Here is an 18,076-nt window from a genome sequence, read left to right as displayed (position 1 = left end):
CCGGAGGCAGTTCATGCACATCCGTAAACCCCTCGTCGCGGCCGCCGCCACGGCCGCGCTGGCAGCCGGAGCGCTCGCCTCCTTCGCCGGCCTCGGCACGGCCCAGGCTGCCGACGCCACGGCCGGAGCGGCGGCGGGCGGCGTCCGCATCGCCTACTACGACCAGTGGTCGGTGTACGGGAACGCCTTCTACCCCAAGCACCTCGACACCCGGGGCATAGCGGGCAAGCTCGACGTGCTGAACTACTCGTTCGGCAACATCCACCCCACCGAGCTCACCTGTTTCGAGGCCAACAAGGCGGCCGGCGACGACAACAACCCCAACGCCGGTGACGGCGCGGGCGACAGCTACGCCGACTACCAGAAGTCCTTCAGCGCCGCCGACAGCGTGGACGGCGTGGCCGACACGTGGAACCAGCCGATCGTGGGCGTCTTCAACCAGTTCAAGGAACTGAAGGCCAAGTACCCCCACCTGAAGATCAACATCTCGCTGGGCGGCTGGACGTACTCCAAGTACTTCCACGACGCGGCCAAGACCGACGCCTCCCGCAAGAAGTTCGTCGCCTCCTGCATCAAGCAGTACATCAAGGGCGACCTCCCGGTGGAGGGCGGCTTCGGCGGCGCCGGCACCGCGGCGGGCATCTTCGACGGCATCGACATCGACTGGGAGTACCCCGGCTCCTCCGGCGGCCACCTGGGCAACCACTACGGCCCCGAGGACAAGCAGAACTTCACGCTGCTGCTCCAGGAGTTCCGCAAGCAGCTCGACGCCGAGGGCGCGGCCAACGGTGGCAAGAAGTACCTGCTCACCGCAGCCCTCCCGGCCGGCCAGGACAAGATCAAGTACATCGAGACCGACAAGATCGGCCAGTACTTGGACTACGCCAACATCATGACGTACGACATGCACGGCGCCTGGGACGGCGACGGGCCGACGTACCACCAGTCCCCGCTGTACCCGTCCGCGGCCGACCCGACCGACCCGATCGCGCCGGGCACCGAGAAGTACAGCATCGACAACGCCATCGACTCCTGGATCGACGGCAACCCGGCCTACGGCATCACCGGCGGCTTCCCCGCCAACAAGCTGACCCTGGGCTACGAGTTCTACTACCGCGGCTGGAAGGGCGTCCCGGCCGGCACGACCAACGGCCTCGCCCAGACCGCGACCGGCGGCTCCGCCGCGCGTCCGCTCAGCCAGCAGGCGGGCATCGCGCACTACAAGGAGCTCGGCGGCATCGTCGACAACGCGGCGACCACCTTCTGGGACGACCAGTCGAAGTCCTCGTACTTCTACAAGGACGGCGAGTTCTTCACCGGCCTGAACCAGAAGTCGATCCAGGCCCGGGTGGAGTACGGCAAGCAGCGCGGCCTGGCGGGCGCGATGATGTACTCGCTCCTCGGCCTGGACAACAACGCCACGCTGCTGGGCCAGATCTCCGACGCCCTGGGCGGCACCACCGTCCCGCCGACCACGCCTCCCACGACGCCGCCGACCACCCCGCCGACCACCACCCCGCCGACGACCCCGCCGACCACGGGCTGCGGCTCGACCCCGGCCTACGTCGCGGGCACCGTCTACACCGGCGGCAGCGAGGTCTCCCACAACGGCCGCAAGTACAAGGCCCAGTGGTGGACGCAGAACGAGACGCCGGGCACCACCGGTGAATGGGGTGTCTGGAAGGACCTCGGCGCCTGCTGATCTCCCCCCACCCCGCGCCGAGCGACGCCTCCGCCCCGCCCCTCTCCCGGGGCGGGGCGGAGGTGTGTCACATGGTTGCCGGATTCCGGACACCGGCCCGTAGTGGAATCGCTACGCTCGGCCACAAGCCTGTTTCCCGCTTGGGGGTGCCGCCCCATGGTCCTGGCCCGCGACAACCCGCCGGTGCTACGGGTGGTGCTGGACGAGGCGGCGCTCCACCGGGAGATCGGCGGCCCAGAGCTACGACTCCGGGCACATGACCGCCAACCCGCAAGTGATCAAGGAGCGTTCGCTGGGCTGCGCTCGCCTGCAGGCCGAGGCCCTCTCACCCCGGGCGTCGGCAGAGCTGATCGCTCGCGTAATGGAGGAACGCTGGGGGAAGCACCAGGAACCTGACGGGCGCGCTGTGGCGTCAGTCGCCCTACAGCGGGTCCAACGGCGGCGAGTGCGTCGAGTGCGCACCCCTCGGCGGCGCCGCATGGCGCAAGGCTTCGTACAGCGGGAACTCCGGCGGCGAGTGCGTCGAGGTGGCCGCGCAGCCGTGCCGGGTCGCCGTGCGGGACTCCAAGAATCCCGACGGGCCCACCTTCACGGTCGGGGCGTCGGCCTTCGCCGCCTTCGTCCGCAGCCTGTGACCTAGAGCCAGCCCTGCTGGGCCGCCTTGAGGCCCGCCTCGAAGCGGCTCGTGGCGTGCAGGCGTTCCATCAGCGCGGCCATCTGCCGCCTGACGGTACGCAGCGACACCCCGAGCCGCTTGCCGGCGGCTTCGTCCGTCATGCCGGAGGCCAGGAGCTTCAGCAGTTCCAGTTCGGCCGGGCTGGGGCGGGAGCCGTCGGTACGGCCGCGGTCCGCGCCCAGCGGCACGGCGGCCTGCCAGGTCTGCTCGAACAGGGTGACCAGGGACGCCACGATCCCCGGAGCGCTCGTGCACAGCGCACCCAGTCGGGAATGGGCCGGGTCGATGGGTACGACCGCCACCGTGCGGTCGAAGACCAGCAGGCGCGGGGGGAGCAGCGGGCTCGTCCGGACCTGGCCGCCCTGCTCCGTGAGCCAGCGCGCGTAGGCCAGCGTCGTCGGATCGTTGCGGGCGCTGTCCTGGTACACCGAGCGCATCTCTATGCCGCGGGCCAGCGCACGCTCGTCGAGCGGCCGGGAGGACTCCAGACTGGCCTCGGACAGGGCGCCGCCCGGCAGGATCGCCAGGCACTCGCGCTCCAGCCCGTGGGCGAGCTGTTCGAGGCGGCTCTGGATGGCGTCCATCCCGACGAGCCGTTCCGCCCCGTCGACCTCGGTGTTCGGGCGGAGTTCGGCGAATTCGGAGACGACCTGCGCGGCCGCGGCCTTGCTGCGGGCCAGTTCCTCCTGCTGCCGGGCCAGTTCCTCCTCCTGGCGGCGCAGCAGCAGCTCCAGGCCGAGCTCCGGGCGGACCGCCCGCAGGGCGCCCGGGCAGTCCCGGGACGGTCTGAGCAGGTCCAGGTCGACCAGCCGGTCCAGGCCGTCGCGGACCTGCGTCTCGGTGAGGCCGAGGCGGGCGGCCAGCTCGGCGACCCCTCCGGACGGGTCGGTCAACATCCCCCGGTACACGGCTTCCACATCGGCCCCGAGCCCCAGTGCCTGCAGCAAGTCCCCGCCCCCCAGCGCAACTTCGGCCGCCCTGCCGAGCCGCCGCCACCGTGATCGTAGGCGAAGTCCGGCACCAAGGTGCCAGACCTCTTGGTGCCAGCCGGAAACCCTTCTGCACCGCTCGCCGGGACAGCAGCATGGTGATCACCGGAACGGCGGGGGCGGGAGTCCCCGGCTCGGGCCAGAGCCTCAAGGCCGATCCGGGACAGCGCGCAGCAGCACACCGCACCGAACGGACCACCACCCAGCACTCGACCTCGGGGGAAGCCATGTCCCGCACCGCCCGCCTCGCCGCTGTCGCCGCCGCCTTCGCCGCCCTCTGCGCCGCCGCCGTCACGGCCACCTCGGCGCCCGCCCCCGCCGAAGGCAGCCACGTCGGCGCCAGCATCAACTGGGACACGCCCCCGGCGGACGCCGACGGCAGCATCAACTGGGACACGCCCCCGGCGGACGCCGACGGCAGCATCAACTGGGACTAGCCGGCGTGCGCATCGTCCGGGCCGCCCTGTCGGGGCCCCGACAGGACCCCGACCGCCCCGGCGTGCTCGCGCTCCTCTCCGACCTGATCTGGGCCCACGCCGAGGCCGCGCACGGGCTCGAACACGTCCGGGCCAAGGACGCCGGCCAAGGCGTCGACCTCTACCTCTTCCTGCGTGCCGTTTCCGAGGCCGCCGCCCTGGACCAGGCCCGCGCGCTCCTCGACGGAGCCCGCGCCCCCTTGTGCGCCCACGGCTACCGCACCGCCGAACCACGTCGCTGACGCCCTCACGAAGGAACACCCGTGACCACCACCCTCCGCCGGGCTGCCCGCAAGACCGCGGTCGCCGCCCTGTCCGGCGCCCTCGGAGCCGGCCTGCTCACCGCCGCGGCCGTCGCCGCCGCTCCCGCGGCAACCGCCGCGACCACCTGCAGCGGAACCGCCTCCCTCTACGGCGTCCTCCCCGACGGCCGCCTCACCTTCAGCACCATCACACCGGCCACCGGCGAGCTGAAGAAGGTGCTGGTCGGTGCCGACCTGGGCTTCGAGCCCAGGGCGATGGCCACCCTGAACTTCAACACGATCCTCGTCACCTCGACGACGGGTGCGCTCTACCGCCTCGACGTCCTCACCAACAACACCTCCCTCGTCCTGGAACGCCCGCCCGTCAAGCTCTTCGACAGCGGCTGGACCCACGACAAGCTCACCTACGACGGACACGGCCACCTCTACGGGACGGCCGGGGGAGTGCTGATCCAGTACCTGGTCTCGCAGCCCAAGCCGACCGGCTCGGCGCACATCGGCCAGCGCAAGGAGATCGGCAGCGGCTTCGTCCTGAAGACCCTCACCGCAGCCGGGGACGACCGGCTGCTCGCCACCACCGGGGCCGGCGCCCTCTACTCGTACACGATCGGCAGCGACGGCAGCTGGGACCGCGACGACCTCAAGACCTCGGGCTGGTCCGCCTTCGACCAGGTCGTCTCACCCGGCGGCGGCCTCTACTACGGCCGGATCGCCACCACCGGCGCCATGTACTGGTACAAGGACGCCGACCCGGCCGACGGCTCCGGCGCCGACATCGCCTACCACAACGACGACCCCGTCAACACCGGTGGCTGGACGCAGCAGTTGCTCTCCGCCCAGCCGGCCACCTTCAGCTGCACCACCACCACGGAGCCGCTCGACGGCCGGGACATCCCGGCGGTGAAGGCGGCCGGGCGCGACCTGATGAACAAGCACGACGGCGGCGCCTGGAACAACTCCACGCAGTGGAACTGCCTGGAGCAGCTGTGGGACAAGGAGAGCGGCTGGCGCTACTGGGCCGACAACCCCGGCTCCACGGCCTACGGCATCCCGCAGGCCCTGCCCGGCTCCAAGATGGACGCCTTCGGTGACGACTGGCGCACCAACCCCGTCACCCAGATCAAGTGGGGCCTGTCCTACATCGACGGCCGGTACGGCACGCCCTGCGCGGCCTGGAACCACTTCCTGAACAACAACTGGTACTGAGCCGCAGCCCTTCTCCTGCCGCTTCGCCTCCCCCCTCCTGCCGCTTCGCCTCCCCCTCCCCGGCCCGACGCGCGTACGTCCGGGCCGCCCGAAACCGGAGACACCCATGCTCTCGTCGTCCCTCAAGCGCCGCCTCGCCGCCACCCTCGCCGTCGGCGCCACGACCCTCGGCCTGGTCACCGTCACCTCGGCACCGGCCCAGGCCGCCGCCATCTGCGGCGGCAACGTGTCCGTCTACGGCACGCTCCCCGACGGCCGCCTCACCTACACGGCGATATCCCCCAACACGGGAGACCGCGTCAAGACGCTGATCGGCGCGAACCTCGGCTTCACGCCCAAGGCGATGGCCACCCTCAACTTCAACACCGTCCTCGTGACGTCCACGGCCGGAGAGCTGTACCGCGTCGACATCCAGACCAACGACAACGCCCTCGTCCTGGCCGGCGTCACGAAGATCTGGGACGGCGGCTGGACCTTCGACAAGATGACCTACGACGGCGCCGGCCACCTCTACGGCACCGTCGCCGGCCAGCTGCACCGGTACAACGTCTCCCAGGCCAAGCCCAGCGGACCCGCCCACATCGCCAAGCACGTCGTGATCGACGAGGGCTTCGTCCTCAAGACCCTCGCCGCGGCGGGCGACGACGTCCTCGTCGCCAGCACGGCCGACGGCAGGCTGCTCTCCTACCAGATCAACGGCGTCGGGGACTGGGAGAGCTCGCAGCTCAAGGGCAGCGGCTGGTCGGCGGTCGACAGCCTGGTCTCGCCCGGCGGCGGCCTCTACTACGGCCGGACGAACGGCGGCATGTACTGGTACCACGACGCCGACCCCACCGACGGCAAGGGCGACGACATCGCCTACCACCCCGGTGACCCGGTCGACGCGAGCGGCTGGACCCAGAGCCTGCTCTCCGCCTTCGCCAACGACTGCACGTACCAGCCGCCCGCCCCGCCCACCCCCACGCCCTCCACCAAGGGCGGCCAGATCGCGCGCAGCGAGATCATGAGCCGCGCCGTGAACTGGCTGAACCGCGACATCCCCTACAGCCAGAGCGCGTACGCCTCCGACCCGGACGGCGACCACACCTACCGCACCGACTGCTCGGGCTTCATCTCCATGGCGTGGCACGCCTCCACCAGCTACACGACCGCCAGCCTGCCGAGCGTCAGCACCACCATCTCCAAGTCCGACCTGCAGCCCGGTGACGCGCTGAACACCTCGGACGGGCACGTGGTGCTGTTCGAGAAGTGGATCGACAAGGGCGCCGGGAAGTTCTCGTACATCCACGAGTCCAACCCGAACGACGACATGATGCGCGGCCAGGACTACCTGAGCGGCGGCAGCGACGGACGGATCGCCGGCCACGCCGCCTCCGGCTACGTCGCCCTGCGCTACGACCAGACCGTCAACGGCTGACCCGCATGCCGGAAGGCCGGACCGCCCCTCGGACGGTCCGGCCTTCGGCGCGGTCGGAGCCGTTCAGACCAGCGGGTGCTGGGCCGGTTCGTCGGGGAGAGGGGCGGCCGGCGCCTCCACGCGGCGGCCGATCATGCGGGCGATCACGTCCGGGGCCACCGCGCGGGAGTACAGCCAGCCCTGGCCCGTGTCGCAGCCGACGCGCCGCAGCCGGGCCGCCTGCCCGGCCGTCTCCACGCATTCCGCGGTCACGGTGAGGCCGAGCCGGTGGGCGAGCTGCACCAGGGCCTCCACGATGGTCTCGTCGGCCGGGTTCGGGTGCGCGCCCTCGTCGTAGCGGAAGCCCCGGACGAACGAGCCGTCCAGCTTCAGCACCGAGACCGGCAGCCGGCTGAGGTAGGCCAGGTTCGAATAGCCGGTGCCGAAGTCGTCGATGGCGATGCGCACGCCCATGTCGCTCAGCGCCTGCAGGGCCTGCAGCGGTCTTCCGGCCGAGCCCATCACCGCCGACTCGGTCAGCTCCAGCTGCAGCAGCTGCGGTGCCAGGCCCGTCTCGGAGAGGATCTCCGCGACGTCGCCCACCAGGTCGGAGTCCCACACCTGCCGGACGGCGACGTTGACGGACACGAAGACCGGGGTGTCGCTGGGCTGCTCGATCTGCCAGCGCCGCGCCTGCCGGCACGCCGTCCGCAGCACCCACTGCCCCAGCTGGACGATGGAGCCGTCCTCCTCGGCGATACCGATGAACCGATTCGGCGTGAGCGTGCCGAACTGCGGGTGGTTCCAGCGCACCAGCGCCTCCACCCCGCGCAGCGCGCCGCTCTCCAGGTCCACCAGCGGCTGGTACTCCAGCGCGAACTCGCCCCGCTCCACGGCCGGCCGCAGCGTGGAGGACAGCGCCTGCCGGGTCATGCGGTGGGCGTTGCGCTCCGGGTCGAAGAGGGTCCAGCGGGCCTTGCCGTCCGCCTTGGCCCAGTACAGGGTGGTGTCGGCGGCCTGCATCAGCCCGGTCGCGGAGGTCCCGTCCGTGGCCCGCTCCACCACGCCGATGGACGCGGAGACCGACAGCCGCTGCCCGGCCAGGTCGAACGGCTCCTGCACGGCGGCCAGGACGTTGCTGGCCAGGTCCGCGAGCTGTTCGGTACCGGTGGAGTCCTCCACGAGCAGGGCGAACTCGTCGCCGCCGAGCCGTGCGACCAGGTGCCCGCCCCGGCGCCCGTAGCCGGACTGGTCGGCGCACTGGGTCAGCCGGGAGGCGACGGCCGTCAGCAGCCGGTCGCCGACGCGGTGTCCGAGGGTGTCGTTGACGGCCTTGAAGCCGTCGAGGTCCAGGTAGCACAGGCCGATCCGGCCGGTGCCGCCGCCGTGGTCGTAGGAGGACGCCTCCAGGGCGGCGGAGAGCCGTTCGAAGAACAGCGCCCGGTTGGGCAGCCGTGTGACCGGGTCGTGCATCTGGAGGTGCCGCAGCCGGGCCTGGAGGTCGCGCCGGTCGCTGATGTCGGAGACGGACAGCAGGACGTTGCCGGTGCCCGGCACCGGTCCCAGGGTGACCTCGGTCCACAGCGAGTGTCCGTCGGGGTGCTTGAGGCGGCGGGTGCAGCGCAGCCGGGCCTGCCGTCCGCGCAGGACCTCCTGGTACGCGGCCCAGGTACGGGCCTCGGCGGCCAGGTCCACCAGGTCGGCGGCGCAGCGGTGGACGAGTGCGTGCGGTTCGCTGCCGAGCAGGCCGGCGAATGCCTGATTGGCCGTGACCACGTAGCCTTCGCGGTCCACGACCGCCATGGCGAGGTGGGCCGCGTTGAAGGCGGCCCGGTAGTCGCGCAGCTCGGACTCGGCGCGATGGGACGCCGACGGCACTGCCGGCACTGCCGGGTGACGCTCCGTAATGGCCGATCGGATGCTGTCGGCCGCCGAACCGGTTCCTTCTGAGGTTCCGCTCACCGTTGGCCCCGCAGTGTTCGTGAGTGTCCGTGCAGGAAAGTGTGCCGATCATAGAGGCTGTGGGGAGGCCCTATCCAGCGGCGTCACCGGTTGAGACGCGGAGGTTCGGTGTGATGACGGATCGTCGGACCAAGATCGCGTGATCGTTTCTGCGCGGCTCTGAGCGGCGCGTGGTCCCCACTGATCTCGGGTGATCGGTCGTGACGTTCCGTAGGCAACCGCGTGAACCCCGCGGGTCACCGGCTTGCCGCACCGCTCACTCGTGTGGGGCAGCGGAACAGGGCATTAGTAAGACAATCGCCTCAAGGTGGCTAAACAGGCACGAATCCACCACCGGAGGTCGATGTGACGCGACAGCAGACACCCGGGGGAGTGGACCGCTCTCGCGTCCGAAGTACCGCCGCGGCACTCACTTCCCTGACGGCGCTCGCCGCCATGTCGCTCGTCGCGGGTCCCGCGGTGGCCGACTCCGGCGCCGGGCCCTGCGCGCTGACCCGCACGGCCGCGCACCACTCGCTCGGGCTGGACACCTGGAACGGCGCCTACCCCAAGCCGGAGCGCACGCTCGACGCGGTCATGGTTTTCCTCTCCTTCCCCGACCACACCGGCACCCTGACCCCCGAACTGCTCACCCGTGACTACTTCCCCGCCACCAGCGACTTCTTCGAGCAGGCCTCGTACGGGCGGTTCCGCCTGGTCCCGCACCCGCAGAAGCAGTGGATCCGGATGCCCAAGCCGTCCACCGCGTACGGGATAAAGCGCGACTGGGCCCCCGGCGACCGGGCCGCCTACCTGCGGGACGCGGTCGCCGCGGCCGACGCCCAGGTGGACTTCGGCGCGTACGACGTCGTCTACTTCGTCGCCGACCCGGACGCGCCCGGGGTCGACTCCGACGCCACGAAGGTCGTGAACTTCGACCGCCCGATCGTCGCCGACGGCGCGGAACTGCGGCGGATCGTCACCGTCTTCGAACGCCACCCGCCGGACCGCAACGTGCTGGCCCACGAGACGGGGCACGTCTTCGACCTGCCGGACCTCTACCACCGGCCCACGGACGGCAAGGGCGACTGGGACACCTACGTCGGGGACTGGGACGTCATGGGCAGCCAGTTCGGGATGTCCCCGGACCTCTTCGCCTGGCACAAGTGGAAGCTGGGCTGGCTGGAGGCCTCCCAGGTGGACTGCGTGCAGTCGGGCTCGTCGCTGCACACCCTGCAGCCGCTGGGGCAGGCCCCGCCGAGCGGCGGCACGGGCGGCACCCGGCTCGCGGTCGTCCGTACGGGGCCCGGCAGCGCGATCGCCGTCGAGGCGCGGGGCTCGTCCGGCAACGACGGCGACAGCTGCACCGAAGGCGTGCTGGTCTACCGGGTGCGCAACGAGGCGGCGTCGGGAGGCGGCCCCATCGAGGTGCTGGACGCGCACCCGCAGACGGAGGCCTGCTGGGACCGCTCGGTGTACCCGCCGCTGGCGGACGCACCGCTGGAGGTGGGCGAGACGTACACGGTGCCGGGGGAGCGGATCACCATCGAGGTGGCCGACCGCACCCGGTCCGGCGCATACACGGTGAAGATCACGACATGACGAAGAAGGCCCCCCACTCGCGTGGAGGGCCTTCTTCCGTCTGTGCGCCGCCAGGGACTCGAACCCCGGACCCGCTGATTAAGAGTCAGCTGCTCTAACCAACTGAGCTAGCGGCGCTTGCTGACGAGGAAGACATTAGCAGGAGGATCGACGGAACGAAAAATCGATATCCCCAGGTCCCGTCGGTGTGGCGGTGCGCGCTGCCCGTACGAAGGCCCAGAGCAGCGCCTCCGGCCCGGGAAGCCAGGGCTCCCGCGCATCGGGGGCCACGACCCACCGCGACGGGCCGGGGCCGGCGGCGAGCGGCGGCACGGTGACGGCGTCGCCCCGGCCGTGGCACAGGGGCGCCGGGGCGGTGCGCGAGGCACCCCACTCCTCCCATGCCAGCAGGGCGGGCAGCCGGTGCGCGGTGCCGGGGGCGGCGAAGAGCAGCATCCGGCCGCGGTGCACGGCCACCGGGCCGGAGCCGGGGCCCTCGGCCCAGAGCAGGTCCAGGACGCGCCGCCCGAGGACCAGCGGGACGTTGACGACGTCGAAGACCTCCCCGCAGGGCAGCGTCGCCGACAGGCCGGGCCGGGCCTCCCACAGCGCGAGCGTGCGCCGGGGATACGCGGAGGCCGAGGTCAGCCAGGCGGCTCCCTGCGGCGTGACGTGCGTGGCGGGCGCGGTGCGCGTGCGCTCGCCGCGCGCATGGAGGGCGGTGCATCCGTGGGCCGTCGTCAGCGTCGTCATATGCCAAGGTCTACCCGCCGTAGCGGTCCGAACTCCAGGAGTTACCGAAAACCGGGACAGGGTGAGTAGGTCTGGAGTATGTTGCCCCCGCATATGCCGGGCCGCAGCGCCCCGGGGTGACGAGCCCGGCGGCCACGATGCCGGCCGCCCCGGCCGCTACGCCAGGTCGGCGCGGCCGTGCTGGAGGGTCTCGCCGAATTCGATCATCTTGCGGGCGTAGTCCTCCGTCCACTCCGCCCGTTCGGCGATGGCCGCGGCGGTGAGCCGGTCGAAGCGCCGCGGATCCGCCAGCTGGGCCGCCGCCAGGGCCTGGAACTCCACCGCCCGCTCCTGCGCCGCCCGGAAGGCGAGGGTCAGCTCGGTCGCGCGGGCCAGCAGCTCGCGCGGGTCCTCGATCGATTCCAGGTCGAAGAAGTGCTCCGGATCCGCCACGGCCTCCGAGGGCTCGAAGAGCAGAGGCGCCGGCCGCAGCCGCCGCTCGGTCCGCTCGGGCTCTGCCATCCCTGTCCTCCTGGTGCGCGTGCGAAATCCTTCCGGGCCACCGTCCATTGTCCAATGCCCCGCAAGGGCGCGCCCCGACGGGAGGGAACGCCTGTACGGAGAATGGGGCGCGCGAGCGGAGGGGTGGATCCGGTGGCGGGAGAGTCGTTCAGGTGATCGGCCGTCAGCCCCGCAAGGAGTACCGCCACCCGGCCGGAAGGCCGCTCAGGCGGTGACCGTGACCGCCTCCGCCGCGAGTTCCGCCTCGCGCTTCGCCGCCAGCTCGGCCACGTCGGCCAGTACGGCGGCCAGCTCGCCGGAGAGGGTCTCGGGGGCCTCGAAGCCCTCGGCGCCGATCAGCTTGCGGATGCCCGGGATCGCGACGGAGTGCTCGGCGGGCCGCATGCCGAGGCGGGTCAGGACGGGAAGCAGCATCTCGGCGGCCGGGGCGCCGCCGGTGGGGCCGGCGCTGTAGCTGACGATGCCGACCGGCTTGCCCTTCCACTCGTTGTAGAGGAAGTCGATGGCGTTCTTGAAGGGCGCCGTGAAGCCGCCGTTGTACATCGGCAGGACGAGGAGGAAGGCGTCGGCGGAGTCGACCAGGGCGCTCCAGTCGCGGGTGTGCTGATGGGCGTAGTTCCCGGTGGAGGCGTATTCGGGCTCGTCCAGGAAGGGCAGTGCGATCTCGGCGAGGTCGACCGGGGTGACCTCGAAGCCGCCGTGCTCGCGGGCCCGGCCGGTGACCCACTGGGCGAGCGGGCGGCCGGAGGAGGTGGGGCGGGTGGCGGCGGAGATGACGTGCAGGCGGGTCATGGGCGGACTCTCCCGATCGATGCGGTTGTTGATGTGTCACCTAATGAAAGCGTTATGTGTGTGACGTGTCAACAAGGTAGATGATGTGTCACCGATCTGGTTACAGTGGAAGACATGACCCCCGCATCCGAGCCCCGCTGGCTCACCGAGGCCGAGCAGGACGCCTGGTACGCGTGGCGGCGGATGTTCCCGCTGGTCAACGCGGAGATCGCCCGCGACCTGGGACAGGACAGCGGGCTCTCCGAAGCCGACTACGACGTGCTGTCCGTGCTCGGCTCCACGGACGGGCACCGCATGCGGATCAGCGCACTGGCCGACCTGATGCAGTGGTCGCGCAGCAGGCTGTCCCACCAGCTCACGCGCATGGAACAGCGCGGCGTCGTCCGCCGCGAGGACGTCGCGACCGACGGCCGGGGTGCCGAGGTGGTCCTCACCGCCGCCGGGGTGACCGCGATCACCGAAGCCGCACCGCTCCACGTGGAATCGGTGCGCCGCCACCTCATCGACATCCTGACCCCGCAGCAGCTCCAGGCCCTGGCCGAGGTCGGCGAGGTGCTCCGCCACCGCCTCGGGACCCCCCGCAAGGGCCGGCACTGAGCGGACCCCGCCCCGACCGGCGGGACCCCCCTACGGCCGCCAGCGCACCCGGTGCTCCGCCAGGTGCGCCAGGACCGAGTGGTTCGCCTCCCAGCCGTCCGGGAACTTCACCGTCACCCCGAGCTGCACCGGCTCCGTCGACGGGTGGTCGTCCAGCAGCTCCGCTATGCCCGCCCGGGCCACCACCACACAGGCGTGCCGGTGCCGCGAGGCCAGCACGCACAGCCGGCCCGTCTCCAGATGGAAGGCCGTCGCGTCCGGGCGCCCCGAGAGCGGGTGCAGGACCACCGTGAGGTCGTACTCGCGGCCCTGCAGCCGGTTCGCCGTGTCCACCGTGACCCCCGAGACCCCCAGCGAGGCCAGCGCCGCGCGGACCGCCGCCGCCTGGTCGCGGTGCGCAGTGCCGACCGCGATCCGGTCGGCCGTCAGCGCCACCGGCCCCGAGGACTGCTCGTCGGACGTCACCGCCCCCCGGTCCAGGGCCCGGCGCACCACCAGGGCCACCGCGCCGACCGCCTCCGGATCGGTCCGCGGCGTGTGCCGCGCAGGCAGCTCCAGCAGCCCCCAGCCCGCCTCCGCAGCCTCGTCCAGCACCCGGTCCGGGCCCGACCCGTCCGAGGCCACCCCGTACGACAGCCTCCGGTCGCCCGGCCCCGTACCGCTGCGGAACTGCGTGTACGGGTAGAACGCGCGGGACACCAGCGGCGCCGCCGTCGCCGGCAGCCGCCAGGACACCGGCAGCCGGTGCTGCGGCAGCTGCGGGTTGTGCGCCAGCAGCGTGCTCACCGCCGACGCCGACGGATCGTAGGACAACCCCGCCCACTGCTCCGCGCCGACCACGCTGAACGGGTCCAGCTGCCCCGGGTCGCCCACGAACAGCGCCCGCTCGAACAGCCCGGCCACCGCCAGCAGCGCGTCGGAGCGCATCTGGTACGCCTCGTCGACGATCGCGTGCTGCCAGGGCTCGACGTCCTTCACGAACGCCCACTTCGCCGCCGTCGAAATGGTGATCGGCAGCTCCGCGAGATCCCCGGGCTTCGCCGAGAGGGTCACCGACGGCAGCTCCCGCAGCGCCGGATCGTAGGAATCCCCCTCACTGCTGTGCAGCCGGCCGACCTTCAGCTCCGGATCCTTGTCGGCCAGCCGCAGCACCAGGTCGTCGACCTGCGCGTTCGTCTGTGCCACCACCATCAGCCGGCGCCCCGCGGCGGCCAGCTCCCGGGACGCCCGGACCACCAGCGTGGACTTGCCGGCCCCCGGCGGAGAGTCGACGACGACACCCCGCTCGGTCCCGTACAGGGTGTCGTGCAGGATCGCGGCGGTCGCCCGGGCGGCCGCCGCACCCGGGTCGAAGGCGGCGGGAGCGGACACAGGAGTCACAGGATGTCCTCGTCGGTGACGGCGTCGGGAAGGTGAACGGCGGACCCGGACCCCGGCGGGCCGCCATGGGTCCACGGCGTCCGCTCCGGGTCCGGGAGCTTCGGGCCACCGCGCGCGTCGTGCTCGAACAGCGTCCAGCACACGCGGTCGCCCTTCTCGGGCACGGAACCCGGCTCCGGGTCCCGGCCGCGGCCCATCTTGTCGAGGAGCCGCAGCACCACCTGCCCGTCCTCCTCGACACGGACGAACTGCGCGCTCTGCGGCCGCCCGTCCAGGGAGCGGTACACCTTCACCACGCCCCCGTCCGCGAGCTGCGGCCGGTCCTCCGTGGACACCGTCACCAGCGGACGCGGACTCGGCCGCTTCGACTCCGTCCACTCCATCACCACCTCGGTGACCTCGCCCGCGAAGGCCTCGCCCGCCAGCCGCCGGCCCGCCATGACGAGCGGGTCGTCCAGCGCCTCCTGGGCGTCCAGCCGCACCTGCTCGGTCTCCCGCGTGGCCAGCTTCTGGGCCGCCGTCACCGCGTCGTCGCGGCGCGGCTGCGGCGGCTCGCCCGCCCGCACGCGGTCCCGGTGCCCCGTGTACGACCAGCGGTCGCGCGCCCAGCGCTCCTGCGCCCGCTCGCCCGGCGGCAGCCCGCGGACCAGGTCGATCGCCTCCCACGTCGCCCACCAGGTGCTCGACATCTGGTCCACGACCAGCCGGCGCACGGCCCGTTCGGCCGTCCGCACCTCACGGTCGTCGTCCCCCGGCCCGGCCGCCAGGGCCGCGCGCGCCGCGTCGTAGCGGGCGATGGCCGGCGCCAGCAGCTTGTTGTCGAAGGCCGGGTCGGTGGCCGGACCGGCCGGAGGGCACAGCAACTGGCCGTGCTCGTCCCGGCCCAGCTCCGCACGCAGGGCCGCCTCCGCCCCCGACCCGCCCCCCGGCGGGGCGATCCAGGCCAGGAGCGCGCCCAGGTGCTGGTCCTCCAGATTGCTCTGGCCCGTCGCCCAGTGCCGGGACAGCAGATCCGTCGCCGACAGCAGCATCGAGGACCCGGGCACCCGCGCGCGCTCACCGAGGTGCGTGAACCAGCGGCCCAGCAGCGGCACCCGCGACGGCGCCGGGAAGGGATTGTCCGGATCCTCCTCCGCGGTGCGCCGGAACCTCATCGACCGCCCGAGCAGGCGGACGTACTCGATGCCCGCCCGGCTCGGCACGATCAGCTGCGGGGCGTCGACGCACAGCTCCGTCTCCACCTTGACCCTCTTGCCCGTCTCCGGATCGGTCTCGGTGCGCTCGGCCGGCTCCACCGCGTCGGCGTACGCCTCGATGTGCGCCAGCACGTGCACGGCGAGGTCGGCGAGGAACGCCCAGCGCAGGTCCCGGTCACGGGGCTGGGGTATCACGAAGACGCGCGGATCGTGCCGGTCGGTGCCGACCAGCGCGCCCAGCGGGGCCCCGGCCTCACCGGCCGTCGTCAGCGGCACGAAGACCAGCGGCTTCTCGCTCAGGTGACGGTGGCGCACCGTCGCGATCGGCTGGGCGCGGCCCGCGCGGACGGCCTCCAGCCGGGCCAGGGTGCTCAGCAGGGGCATTCGGGGATCTCCGGAGCGTGCGGACGGGGACGGGCGGCAGCGGCCTCCAGCGCCTCGGCGCGCAGCCGGGCCGCGCGGTGCAGGGCGGCGGCGGTGGGGTCCTCGGCGCACCCGCCGCCGGCGGCCGCCGCGAGGGCCTCCTCGACGGTGGTCAGCGAGCCCAGCTCACCCCGCACGGAACGGCCCAGCGCGGTCACCTCGTCGGCGGCGCGGGCCCGCTCCCGGCAGTGGAAGGCCAGCTCGCAGGCGGCCAGGCACTCGGGGGCGTAGGCGGCGTCCACCGCGGACACCGCCTCGGCCAGCTCCTCGGCGGTCCGCTCCGGGTCGAAGCTGAGCCCCTCGGGCAGCGCGGCGGCCAGCTCCTCGACCCGGGTCAGCCGGTCCAGCTGGCGGCGGGTCACCGAGCGCTCGCGGCGGATGTCGACGGGGGCGGCCGTGGGCAGGTTGGAGAAGTCCTTCGGGCAGACCAGCAGCACGGTGTGCCCGACCTCGGCGCCGGCCAGCTTCCCGGCGGTCCGCTCCAAGGCCAGGACGTAGACGGCGGCCTGCCGGGCCGCCGCGCCCACCTTCGCGGCGTCCGCGGCCGCGTCGATCATGGGGAACGACTTGATCTCCACCACGGTCCAGCGGCCGTCGGGGTGCACGACCACGGCGTCCGGCTCCAGATAGGCCGGGGAACCGGCCACCTCCAGGGCCAGCATCGGGTGGTCCAGCAGCGTCCACTCCTCCGCCGCGGTGGCCTCGCGCAGGGCCAGGGCGGTCCGCGCGGCGCGGCCCTCGGGCCCGGCGGCCGTCAGGTCGGGAACGCGGGCGCCGGCCCCGGGCGGCTCGGCGGCCGGATCCAGATGCCCGTGGACCAGCCGCAGCAGCTCGGCGCCGCCGTCGCCCTTCACCTTCGCCTCGAAGGAGTTCCCGCGGACGATGGCGAACTGCGACTGCCCGAAGGCGGCGGGCGAGCCGAGGGCCGTGGCCAGGGCGTTCTTGTCCACACCGGCGCCGTCGAGCAGGGCGCGTCTGCCGCAGCCGGGGTTGGCGGCCAGGGCCGCCAGCGCCCGGGCGTCGAGCGGGCGGGGCTGTACGTCAGGACCTCGCAGGCCGGCGAGCCGCTGCCGCAGCGTGGTCGGCTGCGCGGGACTGCGGGGCGGGTAAGAGCTCACCCGCGGAAGTGTCCCATCCGCCACTGACAATCGTGTGCGGAGTGCGGAAACGGGCCGCTGGGAGGGGCGGCCGGGAGCGTGATGGATGATGGGCGGACGAGGAAACGCACCGATCGGGAGATTCGCATGGCCCCCCGCATCCTGCTGGCCCGCCACGGCCAGACGGCGTGGTCCCAGCTCGGCAAGCACACCGGACGCACGGACGTGCCGCTGCTGGAGGAGGGCAAACAGGGCGCGCAACTGCTCGGCGACCGCCTGGCCCGCGACCCGTGGAAGGGCCTGCCCGGCCTGGAGGTGCGCACCAGCCCGCTGGTCCGCGCGAGCGAGAGCTGCGACCTGGCCGGCTTCGGCGCCCGGGCCGAACCGTGGGACGCGCTGCTGGAGTGGGACTACGGCGAGTACGAGGGCATGACCCCGGCCGAGATCCAGGCGGTCCGGCCGGGCTGGCTGATCTGGCGCGACGGCGTCCCGGGCGGCGAGTCGGTGGCCGACGTCTCGGCCCGTGCCGACGAGGTGGTGGCGTGGGCGCGCTCGGCGGAGCGGGACGTCCTGGTCTTCGCCCACGGACACATCCTGCGCACGCTGGCCGCGCGCTGGCTGGGCTTCGACGCGTCCTTCGGCGCCCGCATCCGCCTGGAGCCGACGTCCCTCTCGGTCCTGGGCTGGGCGTACGGAGCACCGGCCCTGGAGCGCTGGAACGACACGGGCCACCTGGACGCCGATCCGCTCCCGCGGGGGTAGCAGTCCGGGCCGCCCTTGCCGCCCGGCGGGGTACGGGGCCCCTGCGGGGTTGCTCCGCGGGGTCCGGTCGTGGCGGTCCCCTGCGGGGTGGCTGGGCGGTGGTCCGGTCCACCGGAGTCGTGCGGCGGGGCCGGGGTATGGGGCGTGGTGCGGTGCCCCTGCGGGGTTGCTGTGCCGGGTCGGGACCGTGCGGCGGGTCCCCTGCGGGGCTGCTCGGGGGTCCGGTCGGCCGGAGTGTGCGGCGGGGGCGGGGTACGGGTGTGGTGCGGGTGGGTCGGGGTGCCGGGCAGGGGTATCTCCTCGGCTCGGCGCGTGCTGCCCGGGCCCGGCCAGGCGGCCCTGGTC

Annotated in this window: 16 protein-coding genes, 1 tRNA gene and 1 pseudogene; 9 read left to right on the top strand and 9 right to left on the bottom strand. The window is 72.7% G+C overall.

Annotated elements, in window-relative coordinates; genetic code table 11:
- The first annotated feature begins 13 nt into the window (after positions 1-13).
- Positions 14-1,702, top strand: coding sequence for a glycosyl hydrolase family 18 protein (locus IH80_RS0127775; RefSeq protein ID WP_030964146.1), 1,689 nt, complete (start codon positions 14-16; stop codon positions 1,700-1,702).
- A gap of 392 nt (positions 1,703-2,094) precedes the next feature.
- A complete protein-coding gene (locus tag IH80_RS0127770; RefSeq protein ID WP_030964145.1) occupies positions 2,095-2,337 on the top strand; it encodes a DUF397 domain-containing protein in 243 nt (80 codons plus the stop codon).
- A gap of 1 nt (position 2,338) precedes the next feature.
- On the opposite strand, the gene IH80_RS0127765 is transcribed toward IH80_RS0127770, so the two are convergent.
- On the bottom strand, positions 2,339-3,325 hold the full coding sequence (locus IH80_RS0127765; RefSeq protein ID WP_030964144.1) for a LuxR C-terminal-related transcriptional regulator: 987 nt from the start codon (positions 3,323-3,325) through the stop codon (positions 2,339-2,341).
- A 137-nt stretch (positions 3,326-3,462) separates the two neighbouring features.
- Here IH80_RS0127765 and IH80_RS0127760 point away from each other — a divergent pair, with 137 nt between their 5' ends.
- From IH80_RS0127760 to IH80_RS0127745, 4 genes are all read left to right on the top strand, one after another.
- A complete protein-coding gene (locus tag IH80_RS0127760) occupies positions 3,463-3,804 on the top strand; it encodes a hypothetical protein (protein WP_030964143.1) in 342 nt (113 codons plus the stop codon).
- Between the two features lie 5 nt (positions 3,805-3,809).
- Positions 3,810-4,085, top strand: coding sequence for a hypothetical protein (locus IH80_RS0127755; protein ID WP_030964142.1), 276 nt, complete (start codon positions 3,810-3,812; stop codon positions 4,083-4,085).
- A 21-nt stretch (positions 4,086-4,106) separates the two neighbouring features.
- Complete coding sequence (locus IH80_RS0127750; protein ID WP_030964141.1) at positions 4,107-5,312, top strand: tachylectin-related carbohydrate-binding protein; 1,206 nt, start codon at positions 4,107-4,109, stop codon at positions 5,310-5,312.
- A gap of 106 nt (positions 5,313-5,418) precedes the next feature.
- Positions 5,419-6,729, top strand: a complete 1,311-nt coding sequence (locus tag IH80_RS0127745) for a hypothetical protein (RefSeq protein WP_030964140.1) — start codon at positions 5,419-5,421, stop codon at positions 6,727-6,729.
- Between the two features lie 63 nt (positions 6,730-6,792).
- Here IH80_RS0127745 and IH80_RS0127740 read toward each other — a convergent pair whose 3' ends face one another.
- Positions 6,793-8,670, bottom strand: coding sequence for a putative bifunctional diguanylate cyclase/phosphodiesterase (locus IH80_RS0127740; RefSeq protein WP_051810033.1), 1,878 nt, complete (start codon positions 8,668-8,670; stop codon positions 6,793-6,795).
- A gap of 345 nt (positions 8,671-9,015) precedes the next feature.
- Here IH80_RS0127740 and IH80_RS0127735 point away from each other — a divergent pair, with 345 nt between their 5' ends.
- Complete coding sequence (locus tag IH80_RS0127735) at positions 9,016-10,251, top strand: M6 family metalloprotease domain-containing protein (RefSeq protein WP_030964136.1); 1,236 nt, start codon at positions 9,016-9,018, stop codon at positions 10,249-10,251.
- Positions 10,252-10,294: 43 nt separating this feature from the next.
- Here IH80_RS0127735 and IH80_RS0127730 read toward each other — a convergent pair.
- The 4 genes and pseudogenes from IH80_RS0127730 to IH80_RS0127715 all read right to left on the bottom strand — a co-directional run bounded on the left by IH80_RS0127730 (position 10,295) and on the right by IH80_RS0127715 (position 12,276).
- Positions 10,295-10,368, bottom strand: a tRNA-Lys gene (locus IH80_RS0127730).
- Positions 10,359-10,983: pseudogene (locus IH80_RS39755) on the bottom strand (bifunctional DNA primase/polymerase). The gene IH80_RS0127730 and the pseudogene IH80_RS39755 overlap by 10 nt, the downstream one beginning before the upstream one ends.
- A 156-nt stretch (positions 10,984-11,139) precedes the next feature.
- Complete coding sequence (locus IH80_RS0127720) at positions 11,140-11,484, bottom strand: hypothetical protein (RefSeq protein ID WP_030964132.1); 345 nt, start codon at positions 11,482-11,484, stop codon at positions 11,140-11,142.
- Between the two features lie 204 nt (positions 11,485-11,688).
- Entirely contained in the window at positions 11,689-12,276 is a 588-nt protein-coding gene (locus tag IH80_RS0127715; RefSeq protein ID WP_030964130.1) for an NADPH-dependent FMN reductase, read from the bottom strand.
- 114 nt (positions 12,277-12,390) lie between these two features.
- On the opposite strand from IH80_RS0127715, the gene IH80_RS0127710 reads away from it, so the two are divergent.
- On the top strand, positions 12,391-12,873 hold the full coding sequence (locus IH80_RS0127710; protein ID WP_030964129.1) for a MarR family winged helix-turn-helix transcriptional regulator: 483 nt from the start codon (positions 12,391-12,393) through the stop codon (positions 12,871-12,873).
- 30 nt (positions 12,874-12,903) lie between these two features.
- On the opposite strand, the gene IH80_RS0127705 is transcribed toward IH80_RS0127710, so the two are convergent.
- Genes IH80_RS0127705 through IH80_RS0127695 form a run of 3 tightly spaced genes read right to left on the bottom strand, consistent with a single transcriptional unit; the run spans position 12,904 to position 16,990 of the window.
- The gene (locus IH80_RS0127705) at positions 12,904-14,253 is read right to left on the bottom strand and encodes an AAA domain-containing protein (protein ID WP_234432403.1); all 1,350 of its coding nucleotides are present in this window, start codon (positions 14,251-14,253) and stop codon (positions 12,904-12,906) included.
- Positions 14,250-15,833, bottom strand: coding sequence for a hypothetical protein (locus tag IH80_RS0127700; RefSeq protein WP_030964127.1), 1,584 nt, complete (start codon positions 15,831-15,833; stop codon positions 14,250-14,252). The genes IH80_RS0127705 and IH80_RS0127700 overlap by 4 nt, the downstream gene beginning before the upstream one ends.
- Complete coding sequence (locus IH80_RS0127695) at positions 15,821-16,990, bottom strand: hypothetical protein (protein WP_107056913.1); 1,170 nt, start codon at positions 16,988-16,990, stop codon at positions 15,821-15,823. The genes IH80_RS0127700 and IH80_RS0127695 overlap by 13 nt, the downstream gene beginning before the upstream one ends.
- Before the next feature lie 126 nt (positions 16,991-17,116).
- Here IH80_RS0127695 and IH80_RS0127690 point away from each other — a divergent pair, with 126 nt between their 5' ends.
- Positions 17,117-17,731, top strand: coding sequence for a histidine phosphatase family protein (locus tag IH80_RS0127690; protein WP_030964124.1), 615 nt, complete (start codon positions 17,117-17,119; stop codon positions 17,729-17,731).
- Positions 17,732-18,076 lie beyond the last annotated feature (345 nt).

The sequence above is a fragment of the Streptomyces sp. NRRL S-378 genome, assembly GCF_000720645.1.
Classification (GTDB): Bacteria; Actinomycetota; Actinomycetes; order Streptomycetales; family Streptomycetaceae; genus Streptomyces.
This window is presented reverse-complemented; position numbering and strand designations above follow the sequence as displayed.

What these genes read in the sequence shown, in the direction of transcription:
- IH80_RS0127720 (WP_030964132.1), bottom strand. Translation starts at nt 11,484, where the DNA reads ATGGCAGAGCCCGAGCGGACCGAGCGGCGGCTGCGGCCGGCGCCTCTG.
- IH80_RS0127745 (WP_030964140.1), top strand. Translation starts at nt 5,419, where the DNA reads ATGCTCTCGTCGTCCCTCAAGCGCCGCCTCGCCGCCACCCTCGCCGTC.
- IH80_RS0127690 (WP_030964124.1), top strand. Translation starts at nt 17,117, where the DNA reads ATGGCCCCCCGCATCCTGCTGGCCCGCCACGGCCAGACGGCGTGGTCC.
- IH80_RS0127710 (WP_030964129.1), top strand. Translation starts at nt 12,391, where the DNA reads ATGACCCCCGCATCCGAGCCCCGCTGGCTCACCGAGGCCGAGCAGGAC.
- IH80_RS0127775 (WP_030964146.1), top strand. Translation starts at nt 14, where the DNA reads ATGCACATCCGTAAACCCCTCGTCGCGGCCGCCGCCACGGCCGCGCTG.
- IH80_RS0127700 (WP_030964127.1), bottom strand. Translation starts at nt 15,833, where the DNA reads ATGCCCCTGCTGAGCACCCTGGCCCGGCTGGAGGCCGTCCGCGCGGGC.
- IH80_RS0127760 (WP_030964143.1), top strand. Translation starts at nt 3,463, where the DNA reads ATGGTGATCACCGGAACGGCGGGGGCGGGAGTCCCCGGCTCGGGCCAG.
- IH80_RS0127715 (WP_030964130.1), bottom strand. Translation starts at nt 12,276, where the DNA reads ATGACCCGCCTGCACGTCATCTCCGCCGCCACCCGCCCCACCTCCTCC.